Origin of the sequence: Flavobacterium sp. NRK F10, assembly GCF_024054235.1 — a bacterium.
GTDB lineage: Bacteria > Bacteroidota > Bacteroidia > Flavobacteriales > Flavobacteriaceae > Flavobacterium > Flavobacterium sediminis.
The window spans coordinates 2,568,527-2,592,562 of sequence record NZ_JAMXLC010000001.1 but is presented as its reverse complement, the minus strand read 5'-3'; the positions used below and the strand labels follow the sequence as shown (position 1 = coordinate 2,592,562).

At 35.2% G+C, this 24,036-nt stretch carries 28 protein-coding genes and 3 tRNA genes; 20 read left to right on the top strand and 11 right to left on the bottom strand.

The window, feature by feature from the left end; genetic code table 11:
* Positions 1-37 precede the first annotated feature (37 nt).
* Both NHF50_RS11730 and NHF50_RS11725 read right to left on the bottom strand, forming a co-directional pair.
* Complete coding sequence (locus tag NHF50_RS11730; RefSeq protein ID WP_109569841.1) at positions 38-1,198, bottom strand: hypothetical protein; 1,161 nt, start codon at positions 1,196-1,198, stop codon at positions 38-40.
* Positions 1,199-1,314: 116 nt separating this feature from the next.
* The gene (locus NHF50_RS11725; RefSeq protein ID WP_109569840.1) at positions 1,315-1,665 is read right to left on the bottom strand and encodes a 4Fe-4S dicluster domain-containing protein; all 351 of its coding nucleotides are present in this window, start codon (positions 1,663-1,665) and stop codon (positions 1,315-1,317) included.
* A gap of 125 nt (positions 1,666-1,790) precedes the next feature.
* Between NHF50_RS11725 and NHF50_RS11720 the strand changes: the two genes are divergently transcribed.
* From NHF50_RS11720 to NHF50_RS11685, 8 genes are all read left to right on the top strand, one after another.
* Complete coding sequence (locus NHF50_RS11720) at positions 1,791-2,849, top strand: acyl-CoA reductase (protein WP_252776598.1); 1,059 nt, start codon at positions 1,791-1,793, stop codon at positions 2,847-2,849.
* 139 nt (positions 2,850-2,988) lie between these two features.
* Entirely contained in the window at positions 2,989-4,059 is a 1,071-nt protein-coding gene (gene serC / locus NHF50_RS11715; protein ID WP_109569838.1) for a 3-phosphoserine/phosphohydroxythreonine transaminase, read from the top strand.
* A gap of 42 nt (positions 4,060-4,101) precedes the next feature.
* Positions 4,102-5,058, top strand: coding sequence for a D-2-hydroxyacid dehydrogenase (locus tag NHF50_RS11710; protein WP_109569837.1), 957 nt, complete (start codon positions 4,102-4,104; stop codon positions 5,056-5,058).
* A gap of 24 nt (positions 5,059-5,082) precedes the next feature.
* Positions 5,083-5,709, top strand: coding sequence for a DUF937 domain-containing protein (locus NHF50_RS11705; RefSeq protein ID WP_252776597.1), 627 nt, complete (start codon positions 5,083-5,085; stop codon positions 5,707-5,709).
* A gap of 80 nt (positions 5,710-5,789) precedes the next feature.
* Positions 5,790-6,230 carry a DUF6146 family protein gene (locus NHF50_RS11700; protein WP_252776595.1) on the top strand — a complete coding sequence of 147 codons (441 nt, stop codon included), beginning with the start codon at positions 5,790-5,792 and terminating at the stop codon, positions 6,228-6,230.
* Positions 6,231-6,232: 2 nt separating this feature from the next.
* Complete coding sequence (locus tag NHF50_RS11695) at positions 6,233-6,556, top strand: DUF6787 family protein (protein WP_252776594.1); 324 nt, start codon at positions 6,233-6,235, stop codon at positions 6,554-6,556.
* Positions 6,557-6,667: 111 nt separating this feature from the next.
* Positions 6,668-7,042, top strand: coding sequence for a hypothetical protein (locus NHF50_RS11690; RefSeq protein WP_252776592.1), 375 nt, complete (start codon positions 6,668-6,670; stop codon positions 7,040-7,042).
* Positions 7,043-7,046: 4 nt separating this feature from the next.
* On the top strand, positions 7,047-7,568 hold the full coding sequence (locus NHF50_RS11685) for a hypothetical protein (RefSeq protein WP_252776589.1): 522 nt from the start codon (positions 7,047-7,049) through the stop codon (positions 7,566-7,568).
* Between the two features lie 91 nt (positions 7,569-7,659).
* On the opposite strand, the gene NHF50_RS11680 is transcribed toward NHF50_RS11685, so the two are convergent.
* Positions 7,660-7,965: a hypothetical protein gene (locus NHF50_RS11680; protein WP_252776587.1), complete on the bottom strand. Its 306-nt coding sequence runs from the start codon at positions 7,963-7,965 to the stop codon at positions 7,660-7,662.
* Between the two features lie 77 nt (positions 7,966-8,042).
* Positions 8,043-8,582, bottom strand: coding sequence for a peptide-methionine (S)-S-oxide reductase MsrA (gene msrA / locus NHF50_RS11675; protein ID WP_218925801.1), 540 nt, complete (start codon positions 8,580-8,582; stop codon positions 8,043-8,045).
* A gap of 234 nt (positions 8,583-8,816) precedes the next feature.
* On the opposite strand from msrA, the gene NHF50_RS11670 reads away from it, so the two are divergent.
* The 4 genes from NHF50_RS11670 to NHF50_RS11655 all read left to right on the top strand — a co-directional run bounded on the left by NHF50_RS11670 (position 8,817) and on the right by NHF50_RS11655 (position 11,019).
* Positions 8,817-9,476 carry an ABC transporter ATP-binding protein gene (locus NHF50_RS11670; RefSeq protein WP_109569829.1) on the top strand — a complete coding sequence of 220 codons (660 nt, stop codon included), beginning with the start codon at positions 8,817-8,819 and terminating at the stop codon, positions 9,474-9,476.
* Between the two features lie 2 nt (positions 9,477-9,478).
* Positions 9,479-9,976, top strand: coding sequence for a GNAT family N-acetyltransferase (locus NHF50_RS11665; RefSeq protein WP_109569828.1), 498 nt, complete (start codon positions 9,479-9,481; stop codon positions 9,974-9,976).
* Positions 9,973-10,737 carry a TIGR02757 family protein gene (locus NHF50_RS11660; protein WP_252776585.1) on the top strand — a complete coding sequence of 255 codons (765 nt, stop codon included), beginning with the start codon at positions 9,973-9,975 and terminating at the stop codon, positions 10,735-10,737. The genes NHF50_RS11665 and NHF50_RS11660 overlap by 4 nt, the downstream gene beginning before the upstream one ends.
* Positions 10,738-10,863: 126 nt before the next feature.
* On the top strand, positions 10,864-11,019 hold the full coding sequence (locus NHF50_RS11655) for a DUF1328 domain-containing protein (RefSeq protein WP_109569826.1): 156 nt from the start codon (positions 10,864-10,866) through the stop codon (positions 11,017-11,019).
* Positions 11,020-11,116: 97 nt separating this feature from the next.
* Here the strand turns inward: NHF50_RS11655 and NHF50_RS11650 are convergent.
* Positions 11,117-11,190, bottom strand: a tRNA-Ala gene (locus NHF50_RS11650).
* 179 nt (positions 11,191-11,369) lie between these two features.
* Between NHF50_RS11650 and NHF50_RS11645 the strand changes: the two genes are divergently transcribed.
* The 8 genes from NHF50_RS11645 to NHF50_RS11610 are packed head-to-tail and all read left to right on the top strand — an operon-like array spanning position 11,370 to position 19,360.
* Complete coding sequence (locus NHF50_RS11645; RefSeq protein ID WP_109569825.1) at positions 11,370-12,272, top strand: ABC transporter ATP-binding protein; 903 nt, start codon at positions 11,370-11,372, stop codon at positions 12,270-12,272.
* 4 nt (positions 12,273-12,276) lie between these two features.
* The gene (locus NHF50_RS11640) at positions 12,277-13,125 is read left to right on the top strand and encodes an ABC transporter permease (RefSeq protein WP_109569824.1); all 849 of its coding nucleotides are present in this window, start codon (positions 12,277-12,279) and stop codon (positions 13,123-13,125) included.
* 22 nt (positions 13,126-13,147) lie between these two features.
* Positions 13,148-15,133, top strand: a complete 1,986-nt coding sequence (locus tag NHF50_RS11635) for a T9SS type B sorting domain-containing protein (protein ID WP_252776583.1) — start codon at positions 13,148-13,150, stop codon at positions 15,131-15,133.
* 11 nt (positions 15,134-15,144) lie between these two features.
* Positions 15,145-15,516, top strand: coding sequence for a fluoride efflux transporter CrcB (gene crcB, locus NHF50_RS11630; RefSeq protein WP_252776581.1), 372 nt, complete (start codon positions 15,145-15,147; stop codon positions 15,514-15,516).
* 3 nt (positions 15,517-15,519) lie between these two features.
* Complete coding sequence (locus tag NHF50_RS11625) at positions 15,520-16,530, top strand: bifunctional oligoribonuclease/PAP phosphatase NrnA (RefSeq protein WP_252776579.1); 1,011 nt, start codon at positions 15,520-15,522, stop codon at positions 16,528-16,530.
* 1 nt (position 16,531) lies between these two features.
* Positions 16,532-17,077, top strand: a complete 546-nt coding sequence (gene gldI, locus NHF50_RS11620; protein ID WP_252776576.1) for a gliding motility-associated peptidyl-prolyl isomerase GldI — start codon at positions 16,532-16,534, stop codon at positions 17,075-17,077.
* An 18-nt stretch (positions 17,078-17,095) separates the two neighbouring features.
* Complete coding sequence (locus NHF50_RS11615; RefSeq protein ID WP_252776575.1) at positions 17,096-18,190, top strand: peptidylprolyl isomerase; 1,095 nt, start codon at positions 17,096-17,098, stop codon at positions 18,188-18,190.
* 3 nt (positions 18,191-18,193) lie between these two features.
* Positions 18,194-19,360 carry a peptidylprolyl isomerase gene (locus NHF50_RS11610; protein WP_252776573.1) on the top strand — a complete coding sequence of 389 codons (1,167 nt, stop codon included), beginning with the start codon at positions 18,194-18,196 and terminating at the stop codon, positions 19,358-19,360.
* Between the two features lie 53 nt (positions 19,361-19,413).
* Here NHF50_RS11610 and NHF50_RS11605 read toward each other — a convergent pair whose 3' ends face one another.
* The 6 genes from NHF50_RS11605 to proS all read right to left on the bottom strand — a co-directional run bounded on the left by NHF50_RS11605 (position 19,414) and on the right by proS (position 23,990).
* Positions 19,414-19,851, bottom strand: a complete 438-nt coding sequence (locus NHF50_RS11605) for a hypothetical protein (protein WP_109569816.1) — start codon at positions 19,849-19,851, stop codon at positions 19,414-19,416.
* Positions 19,852-19,925: 74 nt separating this feature from the next.
* Positions 19,926-21,725 (bottom strand): translational GTPase TypA, encoded by a 1,800-nt coding sequence (typA, locus tag NHF50_RS11600; protein ID WP_109569815.1) that lies wholly within the window; start codon positions 21,723-21,725, stop codon positions 19,926-19,928.
* A 147-nt stretch (positions 21,726-21,872) separates the two neighbouring features.
* Entirely contained in the window at positions 21,873-22,124 is a 252-nt protein-coding gene (gene rpsT, locus NHF50_RS11595; RefSeq protein ID WP_109569814.1) for a 30S ribosomal protein S20, read from the bottom strand.
* 155 nt (positions 22,125-22,279) lie between these two features.
* Positions 22,280-22,351, bottom strand: a tRNA-Glu gene (locus NHF50_RS11590).
* Positions 22,352-22,365: 14 nt separating this feature from the next.
* Positions 22,366-22,437 (bottom strand) — tRNA-Glu (locus NHF50_RS11585).
* A 77-nt stretch (positions 22,438-22,514) separates the two neighbouring features.
* Positions 22,515-23,990: a proline--tRNA ligase gene (gene proS / locus NHF50_RS11580; RefSeq protein ID WP_252776571.1), complete on the bottom strand. Its 1,476-nt coding sequence runs from the start codon at positions 23,988-23,990 to the stop codon at positions 22,515-22,517.
* Between the last annotated feature and the right edge of the window lie 46 nt (positions 23,991-24,036).

The window sequence follows — 24,036 nt, the reverse complement described above, 5'->3', positions numbered from 1 at the left end:
AAAAAAAAGAGACCCGATTTTTTATCGGGTCTCTTTTTTATTCCGCTAACATTGTAATAATTTTTCGCTCTTCCACTGTAGGTGTCAATCCCGACTCAAACTCCCAATAAGGCGTAAAAACAGTTGATCTTTTATTAATAAGCGACTTATCTTTAAAGACATTCTCTTTTGTGTATCCGAAAATTTCAGTATCAAAATTCGTTACTACCATATAGTTCCTTACTTCAATTTTTCGTTTTTCTTTTTTGTATTTCTTTTCAAATCCAATCACTTCTTTAGAACTGGTCAAATAATACAAACTGCCATCAATCCTGAACATGTTCTTATATTCCAGTGTATAAATATTAGTTTTGTTAAAGAACGATTCTTCCATAAACATCATTCGGGAAGAAGGTATTGTAGAATTAATCTCTACAATGAGTTTTTTAGTACTGTCGTATACTATATAAAAATTAGACAAAACTCCTTTTGCTTCTTCCAAGGGCGAGATCTTTATGGCTAAATAATTTTCATTTTGCGGAAAGGTCTTTACCTGAAAGTCATAGTCTTTCAGAGCCTTTTTATTCAATACTTCATTCAAATACTTGAACTGATAATAATTTTCCATAATGTTGTTAAGATTATATCCTAAAACATCTTCGTTAATATCACCGTCTAACAGACCAACAGTCCTGTTCTGTTCTATTAAAATATCCGTTTTAATCTTTTCGGGCGAACCCAATATCTGGAAATTCAGCAAACCGTCGTTAAAGAATACATAATTATCATTCTTTTTATAGAACTCTCTCAGATACACCTTTAAATTAGCCGGAACAGTTACGTGCTGCATGGAGTTTTCCACCAGATCCTTTAATATTTCCTGCGGATGTCTTTTGGTCAAGATCACTTCTTCTAACAGTCTTAGATTACTTTCCAGATAAATGACATTCTCTTTCTGGTTCAAAGAAGCATAACGTACAATCAAGGGTTTATAAGAAGAGTGAACCAATTCCAGATCGGATTTTCGGGAGAGGTTCACTTTTGCGACTCCGTCACCGTTTGTCAAAAAACCTTGTCTGGTTTTCAAAGCTGTTATAGTTACCTCATCTACAGGAGTATCCGTATCAATATCTTTAACAATAATAGTAAACTCTGTAGCTTGAGAAAAACCTGTGGTATAAATAGCAGCAATAAAAAACAGTAGTAAAATTTTTCTCATAAACGATACAATTTTGGTTTTGGGTAGATTTGTTTTGGGCTTTTGTAATTTTGACTAAAGTAAAAAAAAAAGAGGATTTTTTAACAAAATCCTCTTTAAATTATTGTGTTTTTTTCTTATTCGTTATGCAGGAATGACTGACGGTTCAGCAGCGTTTCTTCACTTTCCACATGCTCCTCGTCTGGCACACAACAATCTACCGGACAAACAGCTGCACACTGAGGTTCTTCATGAAACCCTTTACACTCGGTGCATTTCCCCGGAACAATGTAATAAATATCGTCAGAAATAGGTATTTGGGCAGCTCCGGCATCCACTTCAGAACCATCCGGTAACATTACTTTACCTGATAATTTTGTTCCGTCACTATAACGCCAATCGTCAGCTCCTTCATAAATCGCAGTATTCGGGCATTCCGGTTCACAAGCTCCGCAGTTAATGCACTCATCTGTTATTTTTATAGCCATTTTTAATCTTTTTAAGTTTATTTAAAGTAAGGGTACAGAAGATTTTTGAATAAAAAATTTCCCATAACAACTTATTACGTACTTTTGCAAAAGTACAACGTAAACCCTATAAAAACAAGTTACAAATGTTACAAAATGAAATTAACGATTATTTTGTTCAATTAGGACTTTTCTTAAAACAATTTGATACTGAATTTACCCGAAACAGTACTGTTTTACACAATGACCTTTTCTTTGACGAGTTTGCTGAAATCATTGAAAAACAACAGTATCAAAACGGTTGGTTCACTAAAGATCAGGTAACATTTGCTTTGCAATCGTGGGCTAATGCCTTAACATATGAGAACCTAAAAAACTGGACAAAACCTTACGAATTTCCGAAAGATTCCGAACCAAAGATCATCGGTTTAATTTTAGCCGGGAATATTCCTTTGGTCGGGTTTCACGATGTGCTTTCAGTAATTATTTCCGGAAATATTGCTAAAATAAAGTTGTCTTCCAATGACCAACAGCTTTTAAAATTCATAGCCAAATACCTTACAACTCTTAATTCTGAATTTTCTGAAAGGATACTTTTTGTTAGCGAAAAACTTGAGAATTTTGATGCTGTAATCGCTACCGGAAGCAACAATACAGCCAGATATTTTGAATATTATTTCAGAGACAAGCCTAATATCATTAGGAAAAACCGAAATTCGGTCGCAATCTTAACCGGCAACGAATCTAAGGAAGATTTAATAGCTCTCGGTGAAGATATCTTTCGCTATTTTGGTTTGGGATGCCGAAACGTTTCTAAAATATTCATTCCTAAAGATTACGACTTCAAGCTCTTTTTTGAAGCAATGTATGAATACGGAGATATTATCCACTACGACAAATATGCTAACAACTACGATTACAACAAAGCCGTCTTTCTGATGAGTAATTTTAAATTGTTGGATAATGAGTTCATGACCTTAAAAGAAGACGAAGGATATGCTTCACCGATTTCTTCTGTTTTTTATGAATATTATGACAATGTTGATGCTGTGTTACAGAAATTAGAAGCAGATGCCGAGAAAATTCAATGCATTACTTCCAATAATCTTACAAAAAACAGTATTCCTTTCGGAAAAACCCAAAAACCGGAACTTTGGGATTACGCTGATAATGTGGATACTTTAGATTTTCTACTAAAAATATAAAGCATTATTAAATTCTCATCGTTTTTTATTAAAGAACATTAATTGTTGATAACAATGTGAAATTGTTCATGTTTTTTACCCCTATTTGTTATATTATTTACGAAATTTGTAACGCTATTTAGTTAATTTCAACATAACAATGAAAAAACACAATTTTAGTGCAGGTCCTTGTATACTACCGCAAGAGGTCTTTGAAAAATCTGCACAAGCTATTTTAAACTTTAACAACTCAGGACTTTCAATCTTAGAAATCTCACACCGCAGTAAAGATTTTGTTGCTGTGATGGACGAAGCCAGAGAATTAGTACTTGAGCTATTAGATCTTAAAGGGAAAGGCTATCAGGCTCTTTTTTTACAAGGAGGTGCCAGTCTTGAATTTTTAATGATCCCTTACAACTTAATGAAAGAAAACGGAAAAGCAGCATATTTAGATTCCGGTACTTGGGCTTCAGGAGCTATTAAACAAGCAAAATCTTTTGGGGAAACTGTGGTTGTTGCGTCATCAAAAGACGAAAATTACTCCTACATCCCTAAAAATTACGAAATTCCTTCGGATGCCGATTATTTTCACTGTACTTCCAATAATACTATTTTCGGAACGCAGATCAAATCCTTTCCGCAAACCGACATTCCTGTAGTTTGTGATATGAGTTCGGATATTTTTTCAAGAGTTTTAGACTTCTCTAAATTTGATATTATCTATGCAGGAGCTCAAAAAAATATGGGACCTGCAGGAACTACACTGGTTGTTGTAAAAGAAGAAATCTTAGGAAAATCAGGAAGAACGATTCCTAATATGTTGGATTATCAACAACATATTGCAAAAGAAAGTATGTACAATACACCGCCGGTATTTGCTGTATACACTTCTTTACTTACTTTACAATGGTTAAAGAATTTAGGTGGTGTACCGGCTATTGAAAAGTTAAACAATGAAAAAGCTGCTCTTTTATATAATGAGATAGACCGAAATCCTTTATTCAAAGGTGTGGCTGCAACTGAAGACCGTTCGAACATGAATGTTACTTTTGTACTGAACAATCCGGAACATCAGGAAACATTTGACAAAATGTGGAAAGAAGCCAATATATCCGGCATTAACGGACACCGTTCTGTAGGTGGATATCGTGCTTCTATTTATAATGCGATGCCGATAGAAAGTATTCAGGTTCTGGTTGACGTAATGAAAAAATTAGAAGAAAACGTTTAATCGGTTTTGTTGCCAAATCAACAAAATTAAATTTTATACAATATGAAAGTATTAGCCAATGACGGAATTTCTAAAAGCGGTATAAAAGCTTTAGAAAAAGGTGGTTTTGAAGTCATAACAACTAAAGTAGCACAAGAACAGGTAGCCAGTTATATCAACACTAATGATGTAAAAGTACTTTTAGTAAGAAGTGCTACCAAAGTACGTAAAGATATTATTGACGCTTGTCCGGGATTAAAAATCATCGGAAGAGGAGGCGTTGGTATGGACAATATAGATGTAGATTACGCACGCCAGCAAGGAATTCATGTTATCAACACCCCGGCATCTTCTTCTGAAAGTGTTGCCGAATTAGTTTTCGCGCACTTATTCTCCGGAGTTCGTTTTTTACACGATTCAAATCGCAATATGCCTTTAGAAGGAGATACTCGTTTTAACGAATTGAAAAAAGCTTATGGTGGCGGTGCCGAGTTAAGAGGAAAAACATTAGGTGTGATCGGTTTCGGAAGAATCGGTCAGGCCGTTGCTAAAATGGCATTAGGACTGGGAATGAAAGTAATTGCTGCCGACAAATATGTTGACAATGCAGTTATTAAAGTAGATTTCTATAACGGTCAGTTCATCAATGTAGACATTAAAACCGAACCTATGGAAGAGGTTTTAAAACATTCTGACTTTATTACACTTCACGTTCCGGCTCAGGACGGTTACGTTATTTCGAGAGAAGAAATTGATTTAATGAAAGACAATGCCGGAATTGTCAATGCTGCTCGTGGCGGAGTAGTTGACGAAGTTGCTCTTGTAGAAGCTTTAGACTCCGGTAAATTGCGATTTGCGGGATTAGACGTTTTTGAAAATGAACCGACGCCTGCCATGAAAGTATTGATGAATTCAAAAATTTCATTAACACCACATATCGGTGCGGCAACAGATGAAGCACAAGACAGAATCGGTACGGAATTGGCGGAGCAAATCATCAGTTTATTAAAAAACGAATAATAAACCTTAAAAAACTGTAGAACTATGGCAGGAATTTTAGATTTAATCAATAGTGATTTAGGCAAACAAATCATTGGAAACATTTCGGCGCAAACCGGAATTAGTGAAACTCAAGCTTCTGATGTTGTTTCTTCAAGTGTTCCTGAATTATTGGGCGCTATGCAGGGCAATATGTTAAGCGGTGATAGTGCAAACGGCTTATTAAATGCTTTAACAAGCGGTAAACACAACGGAAGCATTTTAGATAATGTAAGTGGCTTTTTAAATGGTGGCGATTTTTCCGATGGTTCTAAAATCCTGAATCATTTATTGGGAGACAAACTAAATGCCGTTTCTACCGGAATTAGTAATAAGACCGGTGTCAGTTCCAGTATCATTACTAAAATTTTACCGATGCTCGCTCCTATCATCATGGGATATTTAGGGAAACAGACTCAAAAAGGAAATGTTTCCAGCACATCTGATTTAGGTGGATTACTAGGAGGTCTATTGACCGGAGTTACTAGTGGAAATAGTGGTAGTGGAGATATCCTTACCTCTGTTTTAGATCAAAACGGAGATGGTAAATTAGATGCCAGTGATGCCATTTCAGCCGTTACTAAAAAGAAAGGCGGTTTAGGTGGATTATTGGGCGGACTTTTCGGAAAATAATTCCAAAATATTTTTTATGTTAAAAGCTCTGAATATTTCAGAGCTTTTTTTTATCTTTAAACATTCTAAATAAGATTGTTTTGCGTCATTATCTTTATATTACGGCTCTTGTTTTCGGATTACTTTTTTCCTGTAATTCCAATAAAGAAGTTGTGGCTAAAGATCAGCATAATGACAAGCCTAAATTGGAAAGCGATACGATCAGAATAGCAAATGACGAGATCGAATATGAAATCATCATTATAGATCCCGGATTTACATCCTGGTTTAATTCTTACGCCAAACCAAGAGGTTTTTACACGCAAAGCTATTTAGAAGCCAGAAATATTTTTTGGGTAACCGAATGGAACAGAAGAGTTATAATGTCATCGCAATATGATCCGAGCCTGTACGAAATGCAGATCAACTACAATTCTTATACAAATTACGGATATGAAGTGAATTATATGCTCTACAACTATTTGGTTTATTTTCAACTAACAAATAAGCAACGTTTGGGCGGATTTCCCCCCAGAATTTAAATATGAAGAAACTCAAAGAACGCTGGAATATTAAAAGCAATTTCCAGTTTGTCATCATTTTTATTGTTTTTGCTATAACCGGTTCTACTGCTGCTTATGTTTCACGACCTATTTCTGATGCTTTGGGAATTCAAAAAGATAATTTACCCTACTGGATATACCTTCCGGTTCGTTTAATTATTATATTCCCTTTATACCAGATTTTACTTATTGCGATCGGTACGCTATTCGGTCAATTCAAATTTTTCTGGTGGTTTGAAAAAAAGATGTTACGCGGTATGAGATTAGGATTTATCGCTGATTTTTTTGATAAAAAAACAAAATAATTTATACTTTTTCTTACTTTTAATTTGCTTTTCCATACATAAAAAGCTATATTTGATTTCTCTGCTATTCAGCCATTTTTTTCTTTAATGTTTAATTTAATTTTATAGCTTATGAAAGCAAACAAAAGAATGAAATGGATGGTTTTCTTATGTGCATCCGCATTTTTACTTTTTTCTTGTGCTAATGAAGAAAGTAGCCCGTCCCAAGAAACAGCAATTACTACAAGTAAAGTAGCTGTTAAAACTACCAAAAAAAGAACTGAAGACATGATGATCTTTAGAACTAAACTAAATGAAATTTTAGAAATGCAACAGAAAAAAGCCGACCGTATGCTAGTACAAGAAGCTCTTTTATCTGCATCTCAGGATTTCTTAATTGCAAATGAAATTGACATTAAGTCTATTACTGACGAAACTCAGACTATTTCAAAAGCATTTGCACTTTATTCTTCTAAAATGAATATGTTAAACCCAACTAAAAACTAACCCTATGAAAAAGATTTTAACACTAATAGCTGCTTTACTGATCTCGGAAACCTATGCAGACAAAATAGAAGTCTACAACAACACAAATTATGATCTGTCATACAACATCACAACCCATGATATTAGTGGTAATCCCTATCCTTATTTACAAAGTAGCGGAACATCAACTTTAGTTACGTTGAACTCATGGAGTTCTGCTGTCTATGACAATAATCTATCCGGAACATTCCCTTTTTACTCACCGCTTACAACACCTCCTATCAATACTTGGGGGCGTTATATAGCTGCGGGCTATCCGGCAATAGACACGCCAAGTAATATAGCACAAAATATATACGGAACTTCACAGACTTTTGCAAAATTCAAATTTCTCTTTGCAGGAACTTCATTTTCTGCTAATGTGGGGCCGTTAGGTTATGCTGACTTTGATGCTATTTATGATCCTACAACAAGTATCTCTATACAATATTTTGAAGGCTTTGACGGGACGAATACCGTTTATTATATATTGGCAGACGAAATTTAAAAAACATATAAAAAAACTGTCTGGAAACACACCTAATTCAATGGATTGTGCATTCAGACAGTTCCTTTTCACAAAAAAAACAGACCTTACACTACTGTTCTTCTTTTACTATAAAATAAGTATAAAGCCAAGTCAATGTAAAAGTCGGAATAATATCGATAAAAGGAATTAGCTCTTCAATCGTACCGATAATACCAGCCACTTTACCTTTAGTTCCTTTATACATCAACATTAATAACAAACCGGAAATAGGAGCCCAGATTACATCAACAGCCTCACCAAATACAGGTACCAAATAAGACATCATTCCTATCAGGTCAAAAATAATGCTCAATACTAACTTTGCTTTCTTATTAGAAGATTTAACTTCAGGTTTAACTATTACCTCTTCTCCCATTATATCTTTTTTTATTCAACTATCTCTATACAAACAAAACTAATGCCAATATAGTACTTCAGAATTGAAAATACTCATTATTTTAATTTGGAATGGTAATATTTTCTCAATTTCTCCAACTTTGGTGCAATAACCATCTGACAATAACCTTGAGATGCATTTTGACTGTAATAGTCCTGATGGTAATCTTCTGCCGGATAAAATTCAGATGCCGGAGACACTTTGGTTACTATAGGCTTAGTATACAATTTTTCCTTTTCAATTAACTGAATATAATGTTCTGCCTTTTCTTTTTGTGCCTGTGTATAGTAAAAAATTTCACTTCTGTATTGCGTACCCACATCAGCTCCCTGACGGTTTAAAGTAGTCGGATCATGAGTACCGAAAAAAATCTCTAATAAATCTTCGTAAGCCACTTCTGTCGGATCAAAAGTGATCTGAATTGCCTCCGCATGTCCGGTTGCACCTGTACATACTTCTTTGTACGTGGGATTTTTAGTCGTTCCGCCGATATAACCGGATACTACTTTTTTCACTCCTTTTACTTCCTGGAATATGGCTTCTGTACACCAAAAACACCCTCCCGCAAAAGTTGCGATCTCATTATGTTTATCCATTTTTATAACAATAGGTTCTTTATTTTTTTGTTCTTCTTTTTGTTTTTTTTGCCCCTGACATCCGGTCACGATCAACAAACTTACTACTAAAACTATTTTCATTTTTGCAATTTTTATCCCAAGTTAGCCATTAATTATTTTTTAAATAAACGGTTTAACTAATTTTTATCACATTTTTTGTATTTCAAAATAGTTTGATTTCCTCAAAATAAGTTACTTTGTAAAAAATTTGTCATGATAAAAGCCTATAACATTCATAAAAGCTATGGAACGCTTCATGTTCTGAAAGGAGTTAATTTACATATCCAAAAAGGAGAGATCGTTTCTATAGTAGGTGCTTCCGGAGCTGGGAAAACAACCTTATTACAGATTTTAGGGACATTAGACAAGCCCAATCTTTCTGATGACTCCTCACTTGTGATCAACAATGAAGATGTTTTAAAAATAAATGACAAAAACTTATCTCGTTTTCGCAACCGGCATTTAGGTTTTATTTTTCAATTCCATCAATTGTTACCGGAATTCACGGCTTTGGAAAACGTCTGTATTCCTGGTTTTATTGCCAACAGAAACAAAACAGAAGTGGAAGCAGAAGCCAAAAAACTTCTGGATTATTTAGGGCTTTCACACCGTATCGATCACAAACCCGGAGAACTTTCCGGTGGTGAACAACAAAGAGTAGCGGTTGCCAGAGCTTTGATCAACAAACCGGCTGTTATCTTTGCCGACGAACCTTCAGGAAATTTAGATACTCATAGTGCCGAAAATTTACACCAGCTTTTTTTTAAGCTTCGAGACGAGTTCGGACAGACTTTCGTTATCGTTACCCACAATGAAGATTTGGCTGATATGGCCGACAGAAAACTGACAATGGTCGACGGAAATATTGTATAATTATGAAAATTTTAGAGACCGATCGATTAATACTTCGGGAATTTGAACCTGATGATGCAGATTTTCTTTTCCTGTTAAATCAAAACTCTAACGTTATCCGATATACAGGCGACGCTCCTTTTTTATCTGTAAAAGAAGCTAACGATTTTATTAAAAATTATTTAGATTATAAAATATTCGGTACAGGAAGATGGTTGGTTATTGAAAAAGAAAAGAACACTTCTATCGGTTGGTGCGGACTCAAAAACCACGATCATGAATTCATTGATCTGGGCTTTCGTTTTTTAGAAGAGACTTGGAATAAAGGATATGCTACCGAAGCTGCTCAAGCCTGTCTTGATTATGGTTTTAATCAATTACATTTTACGGAAATTATCGGAAGAACAATGCCTGAAAATACCGCCTCGCAACGTGTTTTAGAAAAAGTAGGAATGCAATTTTCCCATCAGGAAACTGTTGAAGGTTTACATGAAGCACTAATCTATAAAATTTCTAAATGACTTCTACAGAGCTAAAAGATTTCTTAGATGAAAAAGCCGATTTATACAATCGTCCTGATTTTATAACAACTGATCCTATACAAATCCCGCATTCCTTTACGGTCAAAGAAGATATTGAAATTGCGGCTTTTATAGCTGCTATTTTAGCTTGGGGAAATCGGAAAATGATTATCAGAAGCGGACAGCGGTTTATGGAAATTATGGGAAATTCTCCTTATGATTTTGTCATGACCCACAAGGAAGAGCACTTAGAAACACTAAATACCTTTGTACACAGAACTTTCAACGGACAGGACGCTAAAACATTTATTAAAGCGTTGCGCAACATATACCAAAATCACGATGGTTTGGAAGCGGTTTTTAATCAATCCCAAAGCAATGGAAACCAAGTAGAGAGCATTTCCAATTTCAAACGTATCTTTTTTGAAATCCCGCATTTGCCAAGAACTACAAAACACATTTCCGATCCTTTGAATAAATCAGCTGCCAAACGGATTAACATGATGTTGCGTTGGTTAGTTCGTCAAGACAATAAAGGAGTCGATTTAGGAATATGGAAATCTATCAATCCGGCTCATTTATCCTGTCCCCTCGATGTACACAGCGGAAATGTTGCCCGAAAACTTGGTTTACTTACTCGTAAACAAAACGATGCTAAAGCTTTAGTAGAGCTAGACACCAATCTTAGATTATTGAATCCCCAAGATCCTGTGAAATATGATTTTGCACTATTTGGTTTGGGTGTTTTTGAAGGTTTTTAAATGTAGGCTATACTCTAATAGTAAGGTTTTGAAACATTTTTACAAAATCATGTAACACATCAGTAAGCTTCACAACGTAACTTTGTTTTATCAAAAAAAGATACTAACCTTTAAAAATATAAAACTATGTTACGTTGGACTATTATATTCATAATTCTTGCTATTGTCGCCGGAATTTTAGGCTTTGGAGGTATTGCTGCCGGAGCTGCTCAAATTGCAAAAATCTTATTTTTCATATTTATCGTCCTTTTTATTCTTTCTCTTATAAGAGGAAAAAGGTAAAACAAATATGCTACAACAATCTTATAATTACGTTTAGTTTAAGTTTTGAGTTTTGGTTGAATTAAAAAATCCCGATCGGTCAGATCGGGATTTTTTGTGGAGAATATCGGGCTCGAACCGATGACCTCTACGCTGCCAGCGTAGCGCTCTAGCCAACTGAGCTAATCCCCCTTAGACGATATCCGCAAACCTACAGTTTTTTTCAATATGTTTTACAAAACTCTAAAAAAATAAATACACTTTAACAAAGTCAGGGGATTTAAAAATAAAATTGTAACAAAAAGGCTAAAGTTCCGTCTTACACAGAAAGAAGTTATCGGCTTTTTAAAAACCAACTAAATAAAACTATTTTGGAAACAATTCTTACTATTCGAAACTTAGACAAAGTGTACAACAATCATGTACATGCTGTTAAAAACGTTTCGTTTGAAATAAAGAAAGGGAATGTTTATGGTATTTTAGGACCTAACGGTTCAGGGAAATCAACTACTTTAGGTATCGTTCTCAATGTCGTTAATAAAACTTCAGGAGAATACCAATGGTTTGACGGAACAGTACCTACTCATGATGCTTTAAAGAAAGTAGGAGCTATTATTGAGCGTCCTAATTTTTATCCCTATATGACTGCTGAAGAAAACTTGTCATTAGTTTGTAAAATCAAAGAAGTTCCGCGTGAAAAGATTGCAGAAAAACTGGAATTAGTAGGTCTATTAGATCGCAAAGACAGTAAGTTCAAGACATTTTCTTTAGGGATGAAACAACGCTTGGCCATTGCCTCTGCCCTTTTGAACGACCCTGAGATCTTAATTCTGGATGAACCGACCAATGGCCTTGATCCGCAAGGGATACGTCAGATCAGAGAATTAATAAAATTGATCGCTTCTCAAGGAACAACTATTCTCTTGGCATCACACTTATTAGATGAAGTAGAAAAAGTATGCAGCCATGTAGTTGTTTTACAAAAGGGTGTCATGCTTTACCAGGGAACTGTAAATGAAATGGTTGCTAACGAAGGGTTTTTTGAATTGAAGTCTGATGATATTGTACATTTGGAAAGTATCATAAAGGAACATCCGGCAGTTGACAAAACAAGCCAGGAAGACGGAAAACTGATTGTTTATCTAAACTCCGGTTTAGAAGCTGCTGAATTAAATGATTATTTATTCAAAAAAGGAATTGTTCTTAGCCATTTGGTTAAGAGAAAACACAGCCTTGAAGAACAATTCTTACAATTAACCAATCATCAATCCTAATGTTATGTATCGTTTACTTTCTATAGAATTTCAAAAAATATTCAAGAACAGAGCCAGTAAAATCTTAGTTATACTCTATTTTTCTCTTTTATTCTTATTGTTCTTAATTAGTAATATCGAATTTGATCTGGGACCTATTCATGTTAACATTGCCGATCAGGGAATATTTAACTTCCCGTTTATCTGGCATTTTAATACTTATGTAGCAGATTATTTCAAAATATTTTTAGCTGTTGTTATTGTATCTATGATGGCTAATGAATATACCTATAACACTTTAAAACAAAACCTAATAGACGGATTAAGTAAAAAAGAGGTTATTTTAAGTAAATTTTTGACGGTTATAATGTTTTCATTGATATCGACTCTTTTTGTTTTTCTCATCACATTGATTTTAGGGCTTCGCTTTTCTTCATACAATGAATTTTCAATTGTTTTTTCCCAACTAGAATATGTATTAGGCTATTTTATAAAATTAGTAGCTTTCTTTTCATTCTGCTTATTTTTAAGTGTTTTAATCAAACGTTCCGCTTTTGCTCTTGGTTTTTTGATCTTTTGGTCAATGTTTGAATTCTTTAGTCACGGAATTTTAAAATATGTTATTCTGAAAGAGAACAAACAAGACGATACTTTAATTGATAAGATTTATGATTTCTTTCCGCTTGAATCCATGTCTAACATCGTTGTTGAACCTTATTCCCGATTGAATTTTGTAAAAACTATCGGTACTCAGGTAGGAATAGAAAACACGAAAGATTACAGCGTTCACTTTTCAAACATCCTGATCGCCTTAATCTGGATCTTTATCTTTATTTTCCTATCCTATAAATTGCTTAAAAAACGAGATTTATAGTATCTTTGCAGGTACTATGAAAATGAAATTTATTTTTGGCTTCTTAGTGCTTTTTACAAGCATGCCTCAATTGTATGCCCAATATATTACGGTTGATGATACTTACACTGCCGAAGACTTAGTCAATGATGTCCTCTTCTCTAATTCTTGTGCTTCTGTAAGCAACGTTTCCGTTTCAGGCGGTAACTTTGGTAACGGACAGGAAAGTTGGGGCTTTTTTAGTGGTAACGGAAGTAGTTTTCCATTTCAGAACGGTATTATACTTAGTTCCGGAAAAATTGACAATGCACCGGGACCCAATACGTATATCTCAGATGATGGCGGCGGAAATATCAATTGGGGAGGCGATTCAGACCTTAATCAAGCTCTGGGTATTTCTAACTCACTAAATGCAACAGTTTTAGAATTTGATTTTATTCCGATAGGGTCGCATATCAGTTTTAACTATATCTTTTCTTCTGAAGAATATCACGGAACGGCAACCTGTACCTATTCAGACGGTTTTGCATTTCTATTACGGGAAGCAGGTTCTACTGCTTATCAGAACTTGGCCGTTATACCAGGGACTAACACTCCCGTAAAAGTAACTAATGTACATCCGGATATTCCAGGAGGATGTAATGCTCAGAACGAACAATATTTTGATGCTTTTAACGGAACGAATCATCCTACGAATTACAATGGTCAGACCAAAAGAATGATAGCCGAAGCGGATGTTACTCCCGGAGTTCAATACCATATTAAATTGGTCATAGCCGACGAAGGTAACTATCGCTATGACTCCGCTATTTTTTTGGAAGGAGGTAGCTTTAATTTCGGTTTAGATCTGGGAAATGACAGAACCGTTGCTAACGGCAACCCAATCTGTTCCTCTGAAAATCCTTATACTATCGGGCAAACTATTCCGGGAGCCACTTACCAATGGTTCCAAAACAATTCACCTTTGACCGGCGAAACCAATGCTACACTTGATGTAACTTCTGATGGTATTTATAAAGTAGAAGTTTCAATCGGAGGGTGTATAATAGATTCTGAGGTTGAATTGGAATTTGCACCGAATTTAACTGTTAATCAAACTGATTTTGAAAGTTGCGATGCTGACGATAATCAAGATGGTATTACCGCTTTTGATCTAAATAATATCGCAACACAACTATTCAGCAATCTACCGTCTAATTTCCAGATCTCTTTTTACGAATTAGGCTCTAATACGGCTTTACCGTCAGACTATACTAATACAACAGCATACCAACAAACAATACTTGCCCGAATTTCCAATATCAACTGTTATAGCGATTATCCGATAAACTTAACAGTACACACTTTTGAAGAAACAATTAATGATGTAACTCTCGGACTTTGTAACGGAAATATAGAAACTCTACAGGCAGACAGTGGTTTCAGTAGTTATCTTTGGGACGACGGTTCAACTACCGAATCCATAAATGTAAATTCAGCCGGAAACTATTCGGTTACCATTACTAACGATCAAGGCTGTTCTAAAATTAAAACCTTTTTTGTCGTTACTTCAGAAGCTGCTACCATAACAGATATTGTTATTCATGATTTTGATTCAAATAATACTGCAACGATCTTAACATCCGGAAATGGCAACTATGAATATTCTTTAAACGGCATCAATTATCAGGATAGCCCTGTTTTTGAATATCTGGAAGAAGGAGAATATACGATCTATATTCAGGATAAAAATGGCTGCGGTATCACTATCGGAACGTTTTACATATTGAATTATCCTAAATATTTCACCCCTAACGGAGACAACTACAACGACTATTGGAATATTAAAAATCTGGATAAAAGAGGGCTGCAAGCCAGTAAAATTTTTATATTTGATAGATTTGGAAAACTTCTAAAACAAATTAGTCCGGAAGGCACCGGTTGGAACGGAACTTATAATGATCAACCTCTACCTTCTTCAGATTACTGGTTCGTTTTAGAATTAACCAATGGCAAAACCATAAAAGGGCATTTTGCTCTAAAACGATAACAGAAATTATAATGGTAAGAAGTTTGTTTTTTGTTGCACTGGGAGGTGGATTAGGAAGTATCCTAAGATTCCTGACCAATGTTTGGGTATCCAAAAATATGGTTGAAAAACTGTATAGTGCCACGTTTATTGTAAATATCCTTGGCTGTTTTTTAATCGGTTTTTTAACAGGTTATCTTCAAAAGCAATTTTCCGGTAATGAATCTTTAAAACTACTTTTAGTCACGGGCTTTTGCGGTGGTTTTACCACTTTTTCCACTTTTGGACTTGAAAATTATAATTTTATACAATCCGGAAATTATATGACTTCTATTTTCTATACCTTCTTAAGTATCGGATTAGGAATCATATTTGTCAGTCTGGGACTTTTATTAGCAAAATAATCTATGTTTACAACCACAGAAATCAAAAAATTAAAAGAAATACTCTCTCACCCTAAAAAAATCAGCATTGTTTCACATAGAAATCCTGACGGAGATGCAATGGGTTCCTCCTTAGGATTACTGCACTTTTTACAACAGCTGAATCATGAAGTAACCTTTGTATCCCCTAATGACTTTCCTGATTTTTTAGCCTGGTTGCCCAATGCTGAGAACACTGTAATCTTTGAAAAAGAAGAGGAAAAGGCAAAAGATTTCTTAAACAGTTCCGAGCTTATCTTCACATTAGATTTTAACGCTTTACACCGTACTGGACACCAAATGGGAGCCTATCTGGAAACGTTAACCCTTCCGATGGTTCTGATTGACCACCACGAATTACCGGATGATTACCCTGCTTTTACATTTTCCGACACCAATTACGGTTCAACTTGTCAAATGGTATACGACTTTATTAACGCTTTAGGGTACAATCACTTGATCGACAAAGACGTTGCTACCTGTATTTACACCGGAATTCTTACAGATTCGGGCGGATTCCGATTTCCTAAAACCACGCCGGCTACGCACCGTTGTGTCGCAGAATTAATCGAACGGGGTGTTAATAATTCAGAAGTTTATAATTTATTATACGATAACTCCACTTATAACCGTTTACAACTATTAGGCAGGGCATTACAAAATTTGAAAGTTTTACCGCAATACAATGCTTCCTACATCACACTGAGTCAAAAAGAACTGGACAGCTTCAATTACCAAAAAGGAGATACAGAAGGCATTGTAAACTATGGTTTAACAATTAAAGGAATACACCTTACAGCGATCTTTATTGAAAATAAAGAAGAAGGAATTGTTAAAATTTCTTTTCGTTCACAAGGAAGTTTTGATGTCAATCAATTTGCTCGTAACCATTTCAACGGCGGGGGACATATTAATGCTGCCGGTGGAAAATCTTTTTCAAATTTAGAAGAAACTGTAAACCAATTTATTGCTATTTTAGCAAAAGAAAAAGCTTAATATGAAAATTATTTTAAAATCAATTGCTCTTGGTTTCCTGGTTGCTGCTTGTTCACAACAGCAAGCAAGAAAGCCGATCTCCCATACTGACGGGACTTTTATAAAAGAATCTATTGAGCGGAACAAAAAATTAATTGCCAACGAAGAAAAGCTGATCGAAGATATCATAAAAAAAGACACATTAAAAGAATACTTAGCCTCATCAAAAGGTTATTGGTATAAATATGATGTTAAAGTAACGGATGCAACACCAAGTCCGCAACGAGGAGATATCGCGTTTTTTGACTATGAAATAAAAGATATCCGAAATCAGATCATCTATTCTGAAGAAGAACTCAAACCTCAAAAATATTATGTCGATAAGGAACATATTATGATGGGACTTCGTGACGGGATTAAATTGATGAAAAAAGGAGAAAAAATAACTTTTCTTTTTCCATCACACATGGGATACGGTTATCACGGAGACGATAATAAAATCCAATCGAACCAGCCTTTGATCTGTACGGTTACCCTGAATGATATTCAAAAAGATACGATCCATTAAACAAACTGATTTACATAAATGAGAAACATTAAAAAAGCATTTATTGCATTGGCTACTTCGTTAATTCTGTTTTCATGTAACGAAAAGTATGCCGATTTAAAGGATGGTTTATATGCTGACATCCAAACTTCAAAAGGAGACATTCTCGTTCAATTAGAATTTGAAAAAGCACCTATTACAGTTGCTAACTTTGTTTCCTTAGCAGAAGGTAAAAACCCTTTCGTAGAAGAAATATTCAAAGGAAAACCTTTTTATGACGGACTACTGTTTCACCGTGTTCTTTCAAATTTCATGATTCAGGGTGGTGATCCTAACGGTGATGGTTCCGGCGGTCCGGGATACAAATTCAAAGATGAATTCCATGAGGATCTAAAACATGATGCTTCCGGAATTTTATCCATGGCTAATTCCGGTCCAGATACAAACGGTAGTCAGTTCTTTATCACCCATAAAGAAACTCCTTGGTTAGATCGTGTACACACCGTTTTCGGTCATGTTGTAGAAGGACAAGATGTTGTCAATGCTATTGTACAAGACGATGTTATCGAAAAAATAAGCATCATCCGAAAAGGAAACGAAGCTAAGAAATTTGATGCCGTAAAAATATTTAAAGATTACTACAGTATTGAAGCTGAAAACCAGAAGAAAGCTGCTGAAGCATTAGAAGAGATAAAAAAAGAACAAGTTGTAAAGATCAACGCATTAAAAATGAGCGGCACCAAAACAAGTTCCGGTTTGGTCTACAAGATTGAAAAAGGCGAAGGAAAAAAACCGAATAACGGACAGGAAGTCTATATTCAATATTCCGGTTTTTTAACTAATGGAGAACTGTTTGATTCGAGTGTAGAAGCAATAGCTGAGAAATTCGGAAAGTTAAACCCTAGAAAAGCTGCCGCTAATGCCTACCAGCCCTTACCTTTTAATTACGGCACAAAACAAGGATTGATCCCTGGGTTCATTGAGGCATTGGATTTACTTTCTTTCGGAGACAAAGGAACCTTTTACATTCCGGCGATCTTAGGTTATGGCGCACAGGGTTCCGGAAATGTTATTCCGCCTAACGCAGATATCGTATTTGAAATTGAATTATTAGAAAATCTTCCAAATCAATAAAAAATGAGAATTACAAAACACTTTACCATTTACTTCTTATTGCTGACGTCATTATTGATAGCACAAAATAAAGAAGAGGGATTATTTGCTGAAATTAAAACGAATCAAGGAACTATCTTACTATCATTAGATTTTAAGAAAACACCTGTCACAGTTGCTAACTTTGTTAGTTTAGCTGAAGGAAAAAATGATTTTGTAGACGAAAAATTAAAAGGAAAACCTTTTTATGACGGACTAAAATTTCATCGTGTTATTGCTAACTTTATGATTCAGGGTGGTGATCCGGATGGAACCGGTGCCGGCGGTCCTGGTTACAATTTTACAGATGAAATTACCGATCTGACTCATGAAGGTCCCGGAATTTTATCCATGGCAAATGCCGGTGCAAATACAAACGGAAGTCAGTTTTTTATTACTCATAAGGAAACACCTTGGCTTGATGGAAAACATACCGTTTTCGGACATGTAGTAGAAGGACAAGATGTTGTTGATAAGATCAAACAAGGAGATGTGATTGAAAAAATCACAATTATCAAAAAAGGTAAAGAAGCTAAAAAATTCAAAGCCGAAAAAGTATTCAAGGCTTATATGAAAGATAAAGAAGCTGAAGACAAAAGAATTGCAGCTCTTAATGACAAAAGCAGAGAGAATTTTGCTAAAGTACAGGAAGAGAAAAGAAAAAAACAAGTAGCACTAGAGGAACAAAGAAAAAAAGAACAAGAAGCTAAGATCAGTGCCATTTGCACAGAAAAATCGGTTTACTTTGCTCATCTAAAAGAAAAAGCTACCCAAACTGATTCAGGTTTGTTGTATGTAATTACTCAAAAAGGAACAAACCAAAAACCGGAACCGGGAACTAGTGTAAAAGTTGCCTATTCTGGCTTTTTTAACGATGGAAAACTTTTTGACTCCAGTAATCCTGAAGTAGCAAAACTTTTCGGAAGATACGATCTAAGAAGAGAACAAAGCGGTAATTATGGACCTATCGAATCTACGATCGGTCAACATCGTTTTATTGCCGGATTTGCTGAAGGTGTAGATTTGTTACATTACGGAGAAAAAGCAACTCTTTTTATTCCTTCTAAACTGGCTTACGGTGAAAAAGGCGCCGGTGGTGGCCTTATTCCGCCAAATACAGATTTAGTTTTTGAAATTGAATTGGTAAAATAAATTCATAAAAAAAGCTCTGAAATTTTCAGAGCTTTTTTTATTTATAAGCTTGACTAAGCTTTAAATTTCCAGTCAAATTCATCCTTTTGCGTAAATACTGCTCCTATTTCAATTGTAACCAACACTCCGTAATCAAAATGCAGAAAAACCCAGTTTTCTTCATTGAAAAGCATCGTAACCCCGTCATTCACTTCCGTTTCCCATTGGGTAATCTTATTCGCTTTTAATACTTGTAAAACCTCTTCCCGGCTTTTACCCATTACCTTTTCTCCGAACAATACTGCCTCCGGATTTGAAATGGTAATATATCCCAAACGAAAACCTTCTTCTTCATAAAATGTCAACCGGGATTTCAGATCGTTATACCCTAAAATAACATTTTGTTCCTCATCTTTATATTGAAAATCAGCTTTTCCGTAAAGTGTTTCAACATGATTTTGCTTCATCCCGAAAAGCAATTCATCAAATCCGAATTTTAATTTTATCTCCATATTTTCTAAAATAAAAAACCACGAATCAAACAAAGTTTACAAATTCGTGGTTTCTATAGTAATTTCTAAAATTCTTAATCTATTTTGTATCTTTTACGATCATTTTCATTCAAGTAAATCTTTCTTAAACGAAGTGATTTTGGTGTAACTTCAACATATTCATCTTTTTGGATGTATTCCAAAGCTTCTTCCAATGAAAATTTGATCGCAGGAACAATTCTTGCTTTATCATCAGCACCGGATGAACGAACGTTAGTCAATTTTTTCGTTTTAGTTACATTCACCACCATATCGTCACCACGTGAATTTTCACCGATTACTTGTCCTTCGTAAATATCTTCATTAGGATCAACAAAGAACTTACCTCTTTCCTGTAATTTATCAATAGAGTAAGGAATAGCTTTTCCGTTCTCCATTGAAATTAAAGAACCACTTAAACGTCCCGGTATTTCTCCTTTAAACGGTTGATACTCAATAAAACGGTGTGTCATAATAGCTTCACCGGCAGTAGCTGTTAACAATTGATTACGTAAACCTATAATACCACGAGAAGGAATGTTGAACTTAATCACCATACGATCTCCTTTTGGTTCCATACTTAACATTTCGCCTTTACGAACTGTTACAAACTCTACTGCTCTACCTGATACATTCTCTGGCAAATCTACTGTTAACTCTTCAACCGGTTCGCATTTTACACCATCAATCTCTTTGATGATAACTTGCGGCTGGCCGATTTGCAATTCATATCCCTCACGACGCATTGTTTCAATCAATACAGATAAGTGCAATACCCCACGACCGAAAACCATAAATTTATCTGCCGAATCCGTTTCATGAACTCTCAATGCTAAGTTTTTTTCTAATTCTTTGTTTAAACGTTCTTTAATATGACGAGAAGTAACAAACTTACCTTCTTTTCCAAAGAACGGAGAATCATTGATTGTAAATAACATACTCATTGTAGGCTCGTCGATAGCAATAGTTTGCAATGCTTCCGGATTTTCATAATCAGCAACGGTATCACCGATCTCAAATCCTTCTAATCCTACAAGGGCACAAATGTCACCTGCTACTACTTTTTCTACTTTCTTACGCCCCAGACCTTCAAAAGTATGTAATTCTTTAATTTTTGATTTAATTATTTTACCGTCACGTTTTACCAAAGAAACATTTTGTCCTTCTTTCAATTCTCCTCTTTGCAAACGACCGATTGCGATACGACCTGTAAAAGATGAGAAATCCAAGGATGTAATCAATAACTGAGGCGTTCCTTCTGAAACTTTCGGTTCCGGAATATGCTCCAATACCATATCCAATAAAGGCTCAATATTTTCTGTTTGATTTTTCCAGTCTTCCGACATCCAGTTATTTTTAGCCGAACCGTAAACTGTCGGGAAATCTAACTGCCATTCTTCCGCGCCTAATTCAAACATCAGGTCAAAAACTTTTTCGTGTACTTCTTCCGGTGTACAGTTCTCTTTGTCTACTTTGTTGATCACAACACAAGGTTTCAAACCAAGACTGATTGCTTTTTGCAACACGAAACGTGTTTGCGGCATAGGCCCTTCAAAAGCATCTACTAAAAGTAATACCCCATCAGCCATGTTCAATACACGTTCTACTTCTCCTCCGAAATCGGCGTGGCCCGGAGTATCAATGATATTGATTTTTGTTCCCTTATAATTTACTGAAACGTTTTTAGAAACAATTGTAATTCCCCTTTCTCTTTCAAGGTCATTGTTATCTAATATTAACTCACCTGTACTTTCGTTATCTCTAAACAATTGACAGTGATACATGATTTTGTCAACCAAGGTTGTTTTGCCGTGGTCAACGTGTGCTATAATTGCAATATTTCTAATCGGAGTCATGCGATAAATTTTTCAAGGTGCAAAAGTACGCTTTATTTTTGGATAAAACACTATGTAGTAATCCAGTAAATTACAAATAACATAAAAATAATGTATAAAAAAAGCCTTCCGAAAGGAAGGCTTCAAGTTTAATAGTAATTTTATTTCTTACAAAGCAGTAACATGTTTTGTCAATTTAGATTTTAAATTAGCTGCTTTATTTACATGAATAATGTTTTTCTTAGCTAATTTATCAATCATAGAAATTACACTTGGTAATTTAGCAGTAGCCTCAGCTTTATCAGTAGCTAAACGGATTGCTTTGATAGCATTACGTGTAGTTTTATGCTGATATCTGTTTAAAACTCTTTTTTTCTCGTTACTTCTAATTCTTTTTAGAGCTGACTTATGATTTGCCATTTTAATTCTTTTTAATTGTAATAATTATTATAAACTACTAGTTAAAAAAGAAAAACCTCCCACAATTGAAGAACAATCACTTTGGTTTTAACTAATAAAACAAAAATCAGAGACACTTGACTTTTATTTTATAAAACTTATTTACAACTAATTTGTAGCCCGTAGGGGAATCGAACCCCTCTTACCAGGATGAAAACCTGGCGTCCTAACCGATAGACGAACGGGCCTGAGATGAACTTTGTAGTCCGTAGGGGAATCGAACCCCTGTTACCAGGATGAAAACCTGGCGTCCTAACCCCTAGACGAACGGACCATTATTCTCATTGCGGTTGCAAAGATACATCTAATTTTTATTCCTGCAAGACCTCAAAGAAAATTTTTCAAAAAAAATTAATATGCCTTTGCAAAAAGTACTCTCCCTTTTGAAGGAGCCCCTGTATAAACACAAGTTCCAGCTTCCTCCACTCTATCCAGAGCGATACAACGAATCGTAGCCTTTGTTAATTCTTTAATCTTTTCTTCTGTTTCCGTAGTACCATCCCAATGTGCTGATACAAAACCTCCTTTGTTCTCTAAAACCTCCTTAAATTCTTCAAAAGAATTTACTTCAGTAATATGAGTATCTCTGTAATTTAATGCTTTTGTGAACAAATTTTCCTGGATTTCTTCCAACAAATTTTGGATATACACTGCAATTCCTTCTTTAGAGACAGTTTCTTTTGACAAAGTATCTCTTCTGGCTACTTCATAAGTTCCGTTCTCTAAATCTTTAGGTCCTATTGCTAAACGTACCGGAACACCTTTCAATTCATACTCTGCAAATTTAAAGCCCGGACGTTGAGTATCTCTGTCGTCATATTTAGCCGAAATACCTAACTTACGTAACTCTTTAACTAATTCATTTACCTGGTTCGAAATCGACTCCAACTGTTCATCATTTTTATGGATCGGAACTATAACTACTTGGATCGGAGCTAAATTCGGAGGTAAAACCAATCCGTTATCATCAGAATGGGTCATTACCAAAGCCCCCATTAAACGAGTAGAAACTCCCCATGAGGTTGCCCATACAAAATCTTGTTTCCCTTCTTTATTCACAAATTTCACATCAAAAGCTTTGGCAAAATTTTGTCCTAAGAAATGTGACGTCCCTGCCTGAAGTGCTTTTCCATCTTGCATTAAGGCCTCGATACAATATGTTTCTACAGCTCCTGCAAAACGCTCATTAGCCGTTTTAACGCCTTTCACTACAGGAATAGCCATAAAATTCTCCGCAAAATCAGCATACACATTCATCATTTGCTCTGCTTCCGCTATAGCTTCTCTTTCCGTAGCATGTGCCGTATGCCCTTCTTGCCATAAGAACTCTGCTGTTCGTAAAAACAAACGAGTACGCATTTCCCAACGCACTACATTAGCCCATTGGTTTACCAAAATAGGTAAATCTCTATAAGATTGAATCCATTTTCTATAGGTATCCCAGATGATTGTCTCTGAAGTAGGACGAACGATCAATTCTTCTTCTAATTTAGCCTCAGGATCCACCTCAATCGATTTTCCGTCCTCACCTGTTTTCAAACGATAATGCGTTACAACAGCGCATTCTTTTGCAAATCCGTCTACATGACTGGCTTCTTTACTAAAATAAGATTTGGGTATAAACAACGGGAAATAAGCATTTTGATGCCCGGTTTCCTTAAACATTCTATCTAATTCTGATTGCATTTTTTCCCAGATAGCATATCCGTAAGGTTTAATAACCATACAACCTCTTACTCCTGAGTTTTCAGCCAAATCTGCCTTAACCACTAACTCATTGTACCACTTTGAGTAATCTTCCGCTCTTGTTGTTAAATTTTTGCTCATTATTATTTTTTTGGCATAAAAGTTGTTTAACTAAATCTTAAGTAAA

Excerpts from the sequence above, each read along its gene's own strand:
- typA (WP_109569815.1), bottom strand. The coding sequence starts at position 21,725 with ATGACTCCGATTAGAAATATTGCAATTATAGCACACGTTGACCACGGC.
- NHF50_RS11720 (WP_252776598.1), top strand. The coding sequence starts at position 1,791 with ATGTTACAAAATGAAATTAACGATTATTTTGTTCAATTAGGACTTTTC.
- NHF50_RS11680 (WP_252776587.1), bottom strand. The coding sequence starts at position 7,965 with ATGGGAGAAGAGGTAATAGTTAAACCTGAAGTTAAATCTTCTAATAAG.
- serC (WP_109569838.1), top strand. The coding sequence starts at position 2,989 with ATGAAAAAACACAATTTTAGTGCAGGTCCTTGTATACTACCGCAAGAG.
- NHF50_RS11660 (WP_252776585.1), top strand. The coding sequence starts at position 9,973 with ATGACTTCTACAGAGCTAAAAGATTTCTTAGATGAAAAAGCCGATTTA.
- proS (WP_252776571.1), bottom strand. The coding sequence starts at position 23,990 with ATGAGCAAAAATTTAACAACAAGAGCGGAAGATTACTCAAAGTGGTAC.
- NHF50_RS11710 (WP_109569837.1), top strand. The coding sequence starts at position 4,102 with ATGAAAGTATTAGCCAATGACGGAATTTCTAAAAGCGGTATAAAAGCT.
- NHF50_RS11705 (WP_252776597.1), top strand. The coding sequence starts at position 5,083 with ATGGCAGGAATTTTAGATTTAATCAATAGTGATTTAGGCAAACAAATC.
- NHF50_RS11695 (WP_252776594.1), top strand. The coding sequence starts at position 6,233 with ATGAAGAAACTCAAAGAACGCTGGAATATTAAAAGCAATTTCCAGTTT.
- NHF50_RS11625 (WP_252776579.1), top strand. The coding sequence starts at position 15,520 with ATGTTTACAACCACAGAAATCAAAAAATTAAAAGAAATACTCTCTCAC.
- NHF50_RS11670 (WP_109569829.1), top strand. The coding sequence starts at position 8,817 with ATGATAAAAGCCTATAACATTCATAAAAGCTATGGAACGCTTCATGTT.
- msrA (WP_218925801.1), bottom strand. The coding sequence starts at position 8,582 with ATGGATAAACATAATGAGATCGCAACTTTTGCGGGAGGGTGTTTTTGG.
- rpsT (WP_109569814.1), bottom strand. The coding sequence starts at position 22,124 with ATGGCAAATCATAAGTCAGCTCTAAAAAGAATTAGAAGTAACGAGAAA.
- NHF50_RS11640 (WP_109569824.1), top strand. The coding sequence starts at position 12,277 with ATGTATCGTTTACTTTCTATAGAATTTCAAAAAATATTCAAGAACAGA.
- NHF50_RS11665 (WP_109569828.1), top strand. The coding sequence starts at position 9,479 with ATGAAAATTTTAGAGACCGATCGATTAATACTTCGGGAATTTGAACCT.
- NHF50_RS11730 (WP_109569841.1), bottom strand. The coding sequence starts at position 1,198 with ATGAGAAAAATTTTACTACTGTTTTTTATTGCTGCTATTTATACCACA.
- gldI (WP_252776576.1), top strand. The coding sequence starts at position 16,532 with ATGAAAATTATTTTAAAATCAATTGCTCTTGGTTTCCTGGTTGCTGCT.
- NHF50_RS11655 (WP_109569826.1), top strand. The coding sequence starts at position 10,864 with ATGTTACGTTGGACTATTATATTCATAATTCTTGCTATTGTCGCCGGA.
- NHF50_RS11690 (WP_252776592.1), top strand. The coding sequence starts at position 6,668 with ATGAAAGCAAACAAAAGAATGAAATGGATGGTTTTCTTATGTGCATCC.
- NHF50_RS11615 (WP_252776575.1), top strand. The coding sequence starts at position 17,096 with ATGAGAAACATTAAAAAAGCATTTATTGCATTGGCTACTTCGTTAATT.
- NHF50_RS11725 (WP_109569840.1), bottom strand. The coding sequence starts at position 1,665 with ATGGCTATAAAAATAACAGATGAGTGCATTAACTGCGGAGCTTGTGAA.
- NHF50_RS11605 (WP_109569816.1), bottom strand. The coding sequence starts at position 19,851 with ATGGAGATAAAATTAAAATTCGGATTTGATGAATTGCTTTTCGGGATG.
- NHF50_RS11610 (WP_252776573.1), top strand. The coding sequence starts at position 18,194 with ATGAGAATTACAAAACACTTTACCATTTACTTCTTATTGCTGACGTCA.
- NHF50_RS11635 (WP_252776583.1), top strand. The coding sequence starts at position 13,148 with ATGAAATTTATTTTTGGCTTCTTAGTGCTTTTTACAAGCATGCCTCAA.
- crcB (WP_252776581.1), top strand. The coding sequence starts at position 15,145 with ATGGTAAGAAGTTTGTTTTTTGTTGCACTGGGAGGTGGATTAGGAAGT.
- NHF50_RS11685 (WP_252776589.1), top strand. The coding sequence starts at position 7,047 with ATGAAAAAGATTTTAACACTAATAGCTGCTTTACTGATCTCGGAAACC.